The sequence below is a fragment of the Microcystis sp. M083S1 genome (assembly GCF_020246405.1).
GTDB classification, from domain to species: Bacteria; Cyanobacteriota; Cyanobacteriia; order Cyanobacteriales; family Microcystaceae; genus Microcystis; species Microcystis aeruginosa_C.
The window spans coordinates 1-11,836 of sequence record NZ_JADBTB010000140.1 but is presented as its reverse complement, the minus strand read 5'-3'; the positions used below and the strand labels follow the sequence as shown (position 1 = coordinate 11,836).

Genomic DNA, 11,836 nt, shown 5'->3' with positions numbered 1-11,836 from the left:
TCATAATAAATATTGGCAGAGGATTAAAGATTAATTATTGTGACTAACTCTTTTGGTTAGAAAAAGATAAACTTGAGAATCTTAAGTCAAATTTATTGACTCAAAATCAGCTGTACTTAATTTAAATGAAACAGCCCTACCTTGATAAGGGGGGTGCCGGTAGGCGGGGGGATCTGATAGTTTTTGAGTAGAAAAGGGATTTCTCGGAGAAACCCCTTTTCTGTGCGTTACTCAGACAATAACCTCGCGCACTGGGAAGCGGAACCCTGAAACCATTTTTTAGCAAGGCTTCCACTGATATTCAGCCAACCCTAATTAACTTAACAATATAATCCCTGAATCCACTGCCATTCTTGGGCTAATCCTTCGGCTAAAGAGACTTGGGGATTATAACCTAGAATAGTACGCGCTTTGGTGACATCGGCGGCGGTGTGACGGGCATCTCCCCGGGCCAATCCTTGATGCGATCGCTTAATAGGTTTACCGATGACTTTTTCCATGGTATCCAAGACATCCAGTAAAACCACGCGACTGCCACCACCAATATTAAACACCTCACCCACCGCTTCCGGCACGACGGCAGCGGCTAAATTAGCGGCTACAGCATCGCTAATGAAGGTAAAATCGCGGGTTTGTTTGCCATCCCCGTAGATGCCGATTGGTTTACCCGCGATCGCTGCTTGAAAAAACTTATGGAAAGCCATATCGGGACGTTGCCGCGGTCCATAAACGGTGAAATAACGCAAGGCAGTGACGGGAACGTTAAAATTCTGGTGATATAGCCAACAGAGTCTTTCTGCCGCTAATTTGGTGATGCCGTAGGGTGAAACTGGTTGGGGACAGAGGGTTTCCGGAGTCGGCATCGTTTCCGCATTGCCATACACCGAGGAAGTGGAAGCAAAAACCATCCGTTGTAAAGAAGGGGTTTCCTTAGCGGCCTCAAGAATAATTTGAGTAGCATTTATATTCCTTTCGGTATATTGACGAAATCCATCACCCCAGCTTGCTCTGACTCCTGCTTGGGCTGCCTGATGGAATAATACTTCTACTCCTTGCAACAGTTGTCTCCAGTCGAGGGCTTGTATATCCGCTTCAATTAACTTAAATTCGGGATATTTTGCTAGAATATGGGCATTTTGGCGCTTTAAACTGGGGTCGTAATAATCATTAAATTGATCGATACCGATCACCTGATCTCCTTGTTCTAAAAGCTTTTCTGCCAAGTTAGAACCGATAAAACCCGCGACACCAGTAACAATATGAGTAGCCATTTAATCCTAGTCGTTGATATTTTGTATCGATTGTAATCATTTTTGCGCTTTTTGCCGCAATCAATTTCCGTCGTCCGCTGTCAGCTTTTAGGGGTCAAAATCGATAGATTTATTATATCTCCTGCAAAAATCAAATAGATTAGGAGACAGGAGACGGTCTAGAGGAGGACAGGGTAAGCGCATCTTAACAATCCTTGACAAAATGAACTTTAGGTGAGTTGCTTACCCAGAGGACGATTCAGACATATTTGAGGAAAATTGCCCATCTCAATTGTTAAGCAAAAATCGACCAAATGGGTCGATTTCGTGACTATTCTGATTGACTGGTATCACTTGAAATACCCGCACAGCAAACGGAGCACAAAATTGGCCAATTGTCAATAGCGTTTAAGATGCTCTCACCCTGGTTGCTGCTTAAATTAACCTGCTCCAACAAGTTATTAATTATCGGTTAATTTCCCTGACTCATATAGTCTTAAATTTGCCAAAAGCGCGAGGATGTCCAGCTTTTTGGGAACAAAGAAAATAGCGCGCGGGTTCGTAATGATTTTCAGCACTAAAAGGGGAACAGAAATTATCTCCGAGTAAATCTTCTCGCACAAAGAAAGCATTCACTCCCGAAAAACTACAAGCTACCAATTTATAACCCTTTTGATGACCAAGTTTTTCTAGAGCTTTCAAACTTGATCCCATATGACTATTATATTTCCATTGGTGACTGGGATTATACTGCATCACCCAACTGGATTCGGGGGGATAAATAGCATTATATTCAAGAATTACCACCCGGGGACGATAATTAGTAATTGCTTGCCAGACCCAATAATCATTACCATCAATATCAATGGATAATAAATCTAATTCTGTCGGTACATTGCCCTCTCGAAACAAGTCTTCAATATTTTCGGCAGTGATAAAAGTATTTTTTAAAGTTAATCGTTGCTTAGCAATTAAATCTTCAAAAGATTGGCGAATACTTTTACAAAATCGCTCACTGCCTTCAATCCAATAACCTTGCCATCCTTTCACTAACAAATAGGTACTATTATTTTCTAAACCGTTGCCAACTCCAAATTCCACAAAGAATTTATTTGTGGTTCCAATGCGATTAAAAATTTCGCTAGTAATGCCATCTTCTCCCGCTTGAGAAAAAACCTTAAATTCGTAGCGGTTTAGTTTTTTAGGGCTATCATATTTTGGGTTTTTATACAAGTTTTCCAGCAGATAATTATCAATTTGTAACTCTGTTAGTATATCTTGATATTTTGAGGAGGCACTATTCAGAGACTTAAGGTTTTTGAGAATCTCTGGGATTGCTTGCCAAACTGCCGCCATATTTTTGAGAAAGGTTTTCATGGATTTTAACTACAATTAACGAGTATTTTTTGATTCAATCGGTTGTTTAGATAACACTTGTGAATAACGGAGTCGGAGAAGAATTTTTTTTGCCCAATGTTGAAACACTTTCAATTGATGGCGTTTGCTGGGTAAACGCAGAATATAGACAAAGCGACGCATTATATCAGCTAATCTACCAGTAATATTAATGCCAAAACTGGAGACAAGGGCTGATTGTTTACCTAATGTTAACATATCACCTAAATGCAGATAATAATAGGATTTGAGCGATTTTTTTCTAATCACTGCCGAGATATTTTTAGCTACTACACTGGCTGCTTGATAGGCTGCTTGTGCTGTGGCAGGAATTACCTGTTTACTCGGATAAATTTCGGCTATATCCCCAAGGGAAAACACTTCGGGATAGTCGATTAATTGTAAACTGGAACGGGTTAATAATTTGCCTTGTGCTGTTTTCTGACAATCTAAATTATTGATCCAATCCTGTGCCTCAGTTCCTGCTGTCCACAATAATAAATCAATGGGGATAACTTCATTTATATTATCTTTAAATACGGTTATGGAATTAGCTGCAACTTCCTTTAATCCCGTGTTTAAATAGAGACTAACATTCTTGGCTAAAAGGGAACGATAGGAAGCAACACGCACCGATTTAGGGAAGTTTTGCAGTATTTCCTCGTTCCTTTCCACTAGATGAACTTTGCCTTTTTTTCCTAAACGATCAGCCACCTTACAGGCTAATTCTACTCCATTGGGACCGCCGCCAATAATGGCTAAATTAATTGAGGATTTTCCTTGAGTTTCTAAGTCATGAATTGCCGTTTGTAATCTTTCCACATCCTCTAAACTCCGAAAAGTTAGCCCATAATCAGCTAACCCGGTTATAGCCGGCCAACGATTCCGCACTCCCACCGCTAAAATCAGGTAATCGTAATCTATAACTTCCTCATTTTCTAAATATACTTGATGATTGTTTAAGTCAATATTACTAGCTTTTTGAGTTTTTAAATTAACCTGAGTTCCTGTTAATAATTGACGGTAGGAAGGGGCAATTTCCCAGCGTTGCAATTCTCCTGTAATTAGTTCATAGAGAAGGGGAGTAAAGAGAAAATGGTTTTTTGGTTCGACTAAAGTTATTTGCCATTGACCCGATTTTACTGCTGTTAATCGACTCAGATCGAGTGCCGTATATAACCCTCCAAAACCACCCCCCAGAATGCAAATCTTAGTTATAGGTTTATTCATGGATTTTTATTCTCAGTTGTGTTTAGGATGGGTTTCAGTTCCGAAACTAATTGTTCTGAACGAATAATTCTCGCCGGGGGCAAAAGATGATAGTGAGTGTCAGCAAAAATAGTAGAATCGGTCTTAATATTCAAGTCTTTTGGGTCATAAATTGTTGGCACAACCCGACTTAATTCTTCGGCGGATTTGCGAATATTAGCAACGGTTTTACCATCATTTTTTGCATAAACCCAGGGCAAAGAAACCACTAAAGTCGCCCCTTTTGCTTCTAAATCTTTCTTGAGTTTTTCAATCAATTTAATTGAGTGAGGAGAAGCAGCAGTATCAAAGGTCATTTGCCACCATTTCCCTGTTCTTTCCTTAACTATAGTCGGATCACCTGTATTAGTAATCGGATCGGAAAGATAACCCGTCATTCTGCCTTTGTTGAATAAATCAACCATCGATTTAGTGACTGGACGCATCCCCGGAATACCTAATAACCAAGTATCCTCGATCATGGTTTTTAAAGGTATCCCACCTAACCCCGGTTTGCCAATAGCGACGCTAAAAGGTGCGGATCCCCAAAGTCCTTCGCCGCGATTAAAACCGTCCTCATCCATGAGCATGAGATATTCGGGAATCAACAGAATTACGTCCCCTTGGCGCGCTTTTTCGAGAATCATAGCGGCAATGACATTTAACCCGATATCCCCCTGTAAACCGAAGTTAACCACCGGCATTCCCAATTCTTTGGCCATTAATTCCGAATTTATGCTATAATGCGCCCCCGATCCCGCCGTGACGATTAAACGCCGGGGTCCTTCGGTACTAGCAGCGATCGCTGATTTTTCCTCGTACATCATCCGCAACCAGCTTAATTCGCCACCGTAGATGACATTATAAACAAAGCCGAGGGACCAAGCGACTCCCAGAGAGGCTAACCAGGGGAAAGGGTTAAAGGATTTAGTATTCATCAGAATTCAAAGTAAATAAAGTTACCGGTATTAGTAGAAGCTAGGAGAATCGTTAAACCTAGCAATATTTTAGACAGCCAAGGCGATAACAACAGTTCATATTCAAACTTTTTCTGGGCAATAGCCAAATGTTCGAGGATTAAAACAATGATACCAAGAACTAAAGCGACGCTTAAAACTGCTCCTTGATTGAGACTATAGGAACTAAAAATCTCAGCGATATTAGCTAAGGAATAATTGAAAGGATTGGCAATAACTAGCATTTTACCGATTAATCTTCTGGTGTTAACCTCCATGAAAAAGAGACAACCAAAAATGACCGCCAATTGCGTTAAAGCCCAGGAGAGAATTTGCGGCTGAGAAACGTATTTTCCGACAAAAGCATAGAAAGGTCGGCCTAAATAACGCAGTAATAATAATAATGCCCCGTGGTAAGCCCCCCAAAAGATGAAATTCCAGGCCGCACCGTGCCAGAAACCTGAAAGCGTAAAGGTGATAAATAGATAAAAAGGAGCCCAGTTTTTATTGGAACCCATCAGGGGTAAAAACACATAATCCCGAAACCAGGTGCTAAGGGTGATATGCCAACGTCGCCAAAATTCGTTAATACTTTGGGATGTATAGGGTGCTAAAAAGTTTAATTCTAATCTAACCCCGACAAAATAGGCTAAACCAACAGCAATAAAGCTATAACCGCCGAAGTCAAAATAGATTCTCAGGGTGAATAAAAAAGCCTCAAACCAGATATACCAAGCATTGTCGATCATCTTATCTAATTCGATGTAGGGCGCAATGTTATCGGCGAGGACAAATTTCATAAATAAACCGAGGGAAAGCCAACGCAAACCCTTCTCGAAGTTTTCTCCCGTAAATTTGAGGCGAAATCCCTCCATTTGTGGTAATAAATCCCGGCGACGCTCGATCGGACCTGCGACAATTTGGGGGAAAAAGGAGATAAAATTGACATAATCGAGGACGGCTAGGGGTTTCTTTTTCTTTTCGCGTAGGGAGTCCACCACGAAAGCCACCATCTGGAAGGTATAGAAGGACACCCCCGGCGGTATTTGGCTAGGCACGGGAATCGGAGAAAGTTCCTTCCAGTTAGGGGGGAGGGAAACGAATAATCCGATGATTTCCTGCACAAAAAAGCCGAAATACTTGAAGTAGGCGAGGACGAGAATATCGATGACGATAACGATAGTGGCTAGGAGATTCGCTTTCCAGCCGCTCATTTTCAGCACTAGCCAGACCATAATGTAGTTAAAGGCTAGGGAGACTATGAAAACGAGGAAACTGGTGCGACTTGCGTAATAAAATAGGATTAGGGACAGCGCTGCTAATCCGACCCCATCAAAAACACCTCGCCAGAGATTGAAGGACTTCGCCAAGTAGCGTGCCGTTAAGAAAGGAACGCTAAAAAGGATTAATATCCACCAAAATATAAAATCAGAGTAATTCAAGGCTTATTAACTCCTGATGGTCTGTGTTACCTTGTTTGAGATGGGTTTCCTGACTTCTGATGCTCAGAGACGAGGGATTTTCTTGACAAGCCTATCAAACTTTGTCAGACTTGTCCATAAAATTACCTTCATCCATCCTAAAAAATCGAGGCTAGACAAGTAATGCTTTATCAAAAACTGTTAGATGCCCATAAACGCTATCGGCAATTTAAGACTTATCCCCATATTGCCGATCAATATTGGTCTAGTCAATTGGCAGAGCATAATATTAGTCCTAATTATGTGGAATATGATGCTAAATCTGGTCAACTTTTTTATAAACCTTTAGGGGTCAGTTTAAGCAAAAATAAGCAGGATTTTCTTTTGGGTAGTAAAGTTTTTAACAAAGCTAACGCCTTAAAATCTCTAGCCAATTGTAAATTTTATATCGATGAGCAACAGGAATTAATTATCGAGATCGATGGAGTTAAGTTAATTATCGAGACGGGACAGGATTTAGATATCGCCCATGAAATTTTCCTTTTAGGTGTATATAATTTCCTCTATGATAAGCCCTGTGTAGCGATTGATATTGGTATGAATACGGGTTTTGCTAGTCTCTTTTTTGCCAATCGAGCTAATGTAAAAGCTGTCTATAGTTACGAACCTTTTAAGGCTACCTACGACCAAGCTTTAAGAAATTTTGCCCTCAATCCTAATCTAGGGGAGAAGATTAAAGCTTTTGATTATGGAGTCGGCGCTCGGGACGAAATTATTCAAGTAGAATACGATTACAATGTTAAAGGTAGTGTTGGTATTTCTGGTATTGACAACCAATTAAAACCTTTTGCCTCGAAACAAACAGCTACAGCTGATTTAATTCTTAAACCTTTCACCGATGTGTTTAAGGGTATTACCTCTGACTATCCCGATATCGATATAGTTGCCAAGATTGATTGTGAAGGTTCCGAATACGAAATCCTCGATTCTTTAGCGGCAACTGGTCAATTGGGACAGATGAAAATTATCATGATGGAATGGCATAACAAGGGTCCCGATGCTTTAGTCAAACATCTGCAAGACTTCGGTTTTATCATTTTCTCCCGGATGCCTCGCAGTAAAAATGTTGGCACTTTGTACGCAATTAAACCCTAAAGTAGAGAAGTGAGGTGATGGGGTGATAGGGAAATGGGGAAATTTCAACTAATACCCAAAAACCCCAACACCTTCTAACTGATAACTGATAACTGATAACTGCCTTACTGTGCTTGACAATAGGTGTTAAAAGCTTCGCCAGTTTCTTTTTCTAATTGTCCGGCTTTTCTTACCTTTTCCTGTGCTAATTTTGCTCCGTTTTTATTGCGAGTTTCGATAACTTGAATTATTTCACGAGTGGCAGTGGCATAATCTTCGTAAACTTGAGCGAAAGCGATTTTATATTTCTCTAGTTCTGGATCTTTCACTGCTAATTTTTTCATATTTTCCGCACCCTGTTCGATTTTATCGGCGGCTAATAGCCAACTTTTTTGGTCAATTTCTCTCCCTTGACCGTTGGTTAAAGATTTGGTTTCTTGGGCCACTTCGTTGGCAATGCGATAGATTTTTTGACATTGAAACTGTTTACTATCAGCACAACTTGCTAAAAAAGTCAAGCCTATAAATATTAAGATTATTTTGTTATTCATAGCATTGTATTTGAGATGATTCTAGAGAAGCTTATAGCAGTAAACTATCAGCCTCTAGCAGTTTTTTTACTGTTAAGCGTGTCTTTTTTGATGCCAATTCCAGGCGTGTTCAACTATTACCTTGAGATCGGCATATTGGGGATGCCAACCGAGAACCTGTTTAGCTTTATCACTACTGCCGATTAAAATCGGGGCATCACCTGCCCTTCTGGGACTTTCGATGACGGGAATATCTAAACCAGTTACCACTCGGGCTGTTTCAATCACTTCACGCACAGAAAAACCGTTACCATTGCCCAAATTAAACACATTACTTTCGCCCCCATTTAAGAGATATTCTAAGCCTAAAACGTGAGCTTGGGCTAAATCATTGACATGGATATAATCGCGAACAGCAGTGCCATCGGGAGTATCATAATCCGTGCCGAAAATTGACAGGGAATCCCGTTTTTTCAGGGCAGTTAATAAAGCCAGGGGAATTAAATGGGTTTCCGGTTGGTGATCTTCCCCTAATAAACCACTGGGATCGGCTCCTGAAGCATTAAAATAACGGAAAGCCACCGATTTTAAACCGTAGGCCGAATCAAAATCCCGAAGAATTTGTTCCACCATTTCCTTACTGGCAGCGTAGGGACTGAGGGGATGATGGGGATGATTTTCCGTCATCGGAATTTCTTTCGGCATTCCATAAATAGCACAGGTGGAAGAAAAAACAAATTTCTTCACATCGGCGGCGATCATCGCTTGCAAAAGAGTCAGACTACCACTAACATTATTTTGATAGTAAATAGCCGGTTCTTGGACTGATTCCCCCACGGCAATAAAAGCGGCAAAGTGCATCACGGCGGCAATATCACGACTGGCAAATAAATTATCCAGCAGCGCTCGATCCCTAGTATCACCGACAATTAACTCAACTTTTAATATATCCTTAATGATTTCGGCGTGACCGTAGGATAAGTTATCGAGTACGATGACGGAATAACCGGCATTTTTGAGCGCTAGAACTGCATGGGAACCAATATAACCCGCACCGCCAGTAACGAGAATGGTAGGTTTAACTTGAGACACGCGATCATACCTATTTGAAATTGACTTGTCTATAACTTTATACCCTAATTTTGCTTTTATTTGACCATCATGTTAAGTCCTCTCGATCTATCTCTTTCCCTTGACAAGGAAACTTATCAATCACAAATTAAAGATTTAATGCAACAACTGCGATCGCTACAGAAGTCCTGTTGGGAGTGTAAATTACCCGTGGTGGTGGTTTTGGAAGGTTGGGCGGCGGCAGGGAAGGGAACTTTAGTAAAAAAAATGGTTAACTATATGGATCCGCGCGGTTTTACCGTCCATCCAATTTTAACCCCTTCCCCCCAAGAGGAAAGTTACCCGTTTTTGTGGCGATTTTGGCAAAAACTGCCAGCAAAGGGCAGTATCGGCATTTTTTATCACAGTTGGTACACCCATCTACTAGAGGATCGACTCTTAAATAAATTGCCCTCCTCCCAGATTCCCCTAGTCATGCGCGATATCAACACCTTTGAGCGACAATTATTTGATGATGGGTTGGCGATCGCTAAATTCTGGATTCACCTCAGTCAAAAGGAATTAAAGTCACGCATCAAAGAATACGCCGAAAATGAACTAGAATCTTGGCGCGTGCGTCCGGAAGATTGGCAACAGGCCAAACGTTATGATGAGTATGCCAGTTTAGCTGAGGAAATGATTACCTACACTAGCACGGGGGCCGCCCCTTGGATATTGGTGGAGGGCAACTGTCAACGTTGGGCCCGGGTAAAAGTTCTCTCCCAATTAGTCGGCACGATCGCTCAAGCCTTGGATCAGCGCCAATTACCGATCGAACCTCCTGTCAATCTACCACCCCAAGCCCAATTACTGCCCACGGAACCCGATTATCTGGGGAGAGTGGACTTAAGTGCCAAATTGGAAAAAGAAGAATATAAAATCCGTTTGCGTCAGGCACAGGTAGAATTAAGAAAACTGCAATTAGAGATTTTTCAGGCAAATATTCCCGTTTTAGTCCTGTTTGAGGGGTGGGATGCCGCCGGCAAGGGAGGGGCGATCAAACGCTTAACCGATACCCTCGATCCTCGCAGTTATCAAGTGATTGCCTTTGCTGCCCCGACGGAGGAAGAACACCGCTATCATTATCTCTGGCGCTTCTGGCGGAAATTACCCGCAGCCAAAACTATCGGTATATTCGATCGCAGTTGGTATGGACGGATTTTAGTGGAGAGAGTGGAAGGATTCGCTAAAGATATGGATTGGCGACGGGCATATCAAGAAATTAACGAATTTGAGGCCCAATTAACCCATTCAGGCTGTGTTTTAGTCAAATTTTGGTTACATATTAGCCCCGAAGAACAGTTAAATCGCTTCAATGAGCGCCAAACTAACCCCTATCGTCAACATAAACTCACCGATGAAGATTGGCGCAATCGAGAAAAACAGCCCCTCTATCATGTGGCAGTTAATCACATGGTAGCCCGTACTAGCACCCCCGTCGCCCCCTGGACGATTGTGGCGGCCAATGATAAGTATTTCGCCCGCGTTAAAGTCATAGAAACAGTAATTGCCGCTATTGAAACCGGTTTGAAACAACGGGGATAGGGGAGATAGGGGTATGGGGATTTTTTCGATTCCCCTCCCTTAACCCTGATGTGCTGAGAAGCAGAGTCGAGAACTTCATTGAACGTTTTCAATATCCACCAGAGGAGAAACAATCATGAATCTCAATGAGTTGCCGGGGGCTGAGATCATCTTACCCGGACTGAGGGATCTTCACAATGGTGAGTCTAATACCATTGGGGCGTTGCTAGTTGCGATCGCAGCGACGCGCCTAACCGAAGTCGGTTTCGATATCCCTAAAAATCACCTAGCTGCAGAGCCAGAGCTAACCTTGTATGCCTATCTCCAAGAGGAACGGGATGATGCTTATTCTTACTATAATGCTTTGCTGAATCGCCTCAATAGCTTTTGCAATGCACTCGAACTCGCTTATAAAATATGATGACAATTTCCCCCAGTTTAATTTCTCCCGATCTCAGTTTGGCCGATATTCCCCTAGAGGAAACCCTCTCCTTAGGAGTGATGGCTTCTGGTAGTGGTTCCAATTTTGCGGTTTTGGCAGCAGCGATCGCCAAAAAACAGCTAAATGCCCGAATTCCTGTCCTCATCTACAATAATCCCGATGCCAAGGTAAAAGAAAAAGCCGCTCACTACAATATCCCTGCGGTTTTCCTCGATCATCGTCAATTTAAACCCAGAGAAGAACTCGATCGGGCCCTGGTCAAAACTTTCCAGGAATACGGGGTAAAATGGGTAATTATGGCTGGCTGGATGCGGATTGTCACCCCGGTGTTACTGGATGCTTTTCCCGATCGCGTGATCAATATCCATCCTAGTTTACTACCCAGTTTTAAGGGTGTGCGTGCCGTGGAACAAGCTTTAGCTGCGGGGGTAAAAGTGACCGGATGTACTGTGCATATCGCTCGCGCGGAGGTAGATAGCGGCCCAATTTTAATGCAAGCAGTGGTTCCCATTCTCCCGGATGATACCGAGGCCAGTCTCCACGAACGCATTCAAGTGCAAGAACATCGCATTTTCCCGGTAGCGATCGCTTTAGCGGCGAAATTGGGCCTGTAGAGATAGATTTCCCGACCTCCTTGGCGATAATGCCAGCAAAAAAAGGAAAATTCAAGGTAAATCGTTAAATATCCTGAAGGGGTGACAACCAGCTTGAAGTGTGGACAGGGGGTAGGGTGTAGGGGGTAGGGTGTGGGGAAAAATCCTGTAGCCAAACAGGAACTCTACCAAGGAGGAAACCCCGAACAAGCCAGTTTTTCGCTCTGGAAGCG

At 42.2% G+C, this 11,836-nt stretch carries 11 protein-coding genes; 4 read left to right on the top strand and 7 right to left on the bottom strand.

From position 1 onward, the window contains the following. Window positions 1-320: 320 nt before the first annotated feature. The 5 genes from IM450_RS13795 to IM450_RS13775 form a co-directional block, all read right to left on the bottom strand. Complete coding sequence (locus IM450_RS13795) at window positions 321-1,271, bottom strand: NAD-dependent epimerase/dehydratase family protein (protein WP_287668066.1); 951 nt, start codon at window positions 1,269-1,271, stop codon at window positions 321-323. Between the two features lie 465 nt (window positions 1,272-1,736). After that, on the bottom strand, window positions 1,737-2,627 hold the full coding sequence (locus IM450_RS13790; protein WP_287668063.1) for a hypothetical protein: 891 nt from the start codon (window positions 2,625-2,627) through the stop codon (window positions 1,737-1,739). 15 nt (window positions 2,628-2,642) lie between these two features. Continuing rightward, window positions 2,643-3,875: an NAD(P)/FAD-dependent oxidoreductase gene (locus IM450_RS13785; protein WP_287668057.1), complete on the bottom strand. Its 1,233-nt coding sequence runs from the start codon at window positions 3,873-3,875 to the stop codon at window positions 2,643-2,645. Then, a complete protein-coding gene (locus IM450_RS13780) occupies window positions 3,872-4,831 on the bottom strand; it encodes a hypothetical protein (RefSeq protein ID WP_287668054.1) in 960 nt (319 codons plus the stop codon). The genes IM450_RS13785 and IM450_RS13780 overlap by 4 nt, the downstream gene beginning before the upstream one ends. Then, on the bottom strand, window positions 4,831-6,291 hold the full coding sequence (locus IM450_RS13775) for an MBOAT family O-acyltransferase (protein WP_287668051.1): 1,461 nt from the start codon (window positions 6,289-6,291) through the stop codon (window positions 4,831-4,833). Before IM450_RS13775 ends, IM450_RS13780 begins: the two co-directional genes overlap by 1 nt. A 162-nt stretch (window positions 6,292-6,453) precedes the next feature. Between IM450_RS13775 and IM450_RS13770 the strand changes: the two genes are divergently transcribed. Further along, on the top strand, window positions 6,454-7,425 hold the full coding sequence (locus IM450_RS13770; protein WP_287668049.1) for an FkbM family methyltransferase: 972 nt from the start codon (window positions 6,454-6,456) through the stop codon (window positions 7,423-7,425). Window positions 7,426-7,529: 104 nt separating this feature from the next. Here the strand turns inward: IM450_RS13770 and IM450_RS13765 are convergent, their stop codons facing one another. After that, window positions 7,530-7,955, bottom strand: coding sequence for a hypothetical protein (locus IM450_RS13765; RefSeq protein WP_287668046.1), 426 nt, complete (start codon window positions 7,953-7,955; stop codon window positions 7,530-7,532). Between the two features lie 72 nt (window positions 7,956-8,027). Continuing rightward, window positions 8,028-9,026 carry a UDP-glucose 4-epimerase GalE gene (galE, locus tag IM450_RS13760; RefSeq protein ID WP_287668043.1) on the bottom strand — a complete coding sequence of 333 codons (999 nt, stop codon included), beginning with the start codon at window positions 9,024-9,026 and terminating at the stop codon, window positions 8,028-8,030. Window positions 9,027-9,095: 69 nt separating this feature from the next. Here galE and pap point away from each other — a divergent pair, with 69 nt between their 5' ends. The 3 genes from pap to purN all read left to right on the top strand — a co-directional run bounded on the left by pap (window position 9,096) and on the right by purN (window position 11,624). Next, on the top strand, window positions 9,096-10,589 hold the full coding sequence (gene pap / locus IM450_RS13755) for a polyphosphate:AMP phosphotransferase (protein WP_287668040.1): 1,494 nt from the start codon (window positions 9,096-9,098) through the stop codon (window positions 10,587-10,589). A 115-nt stretch (window positions 10,590-10,704) separates the two neighbouring features. Next, window positions 10,705-10,989, top strand: a complete 285-nt coding sequence (locus tag IM450_RS13750; protein ID WP_002795695.1) for a hypothetical protein — start codon at window positions 10,705-10,707, stop codon at window positions 10,987-10,989. Then, window positions 10,986-11,624, top strand: a complete 639-nt coding sequence (gene purN, locus IM450_RS13745; protein WP_287668037.1) for a phosphoribosylglycinamide formyltransferase — start codon at window positions 10,986-10,988, stop codon at window positions 11,622-11,624. Before IM450_RS13750 ends, purN begins: the two co-directional genes overlap by 4 nt. The last annotated feature ends 212 nt before the right edge of the window (window positions 11,625-11,836 follow it).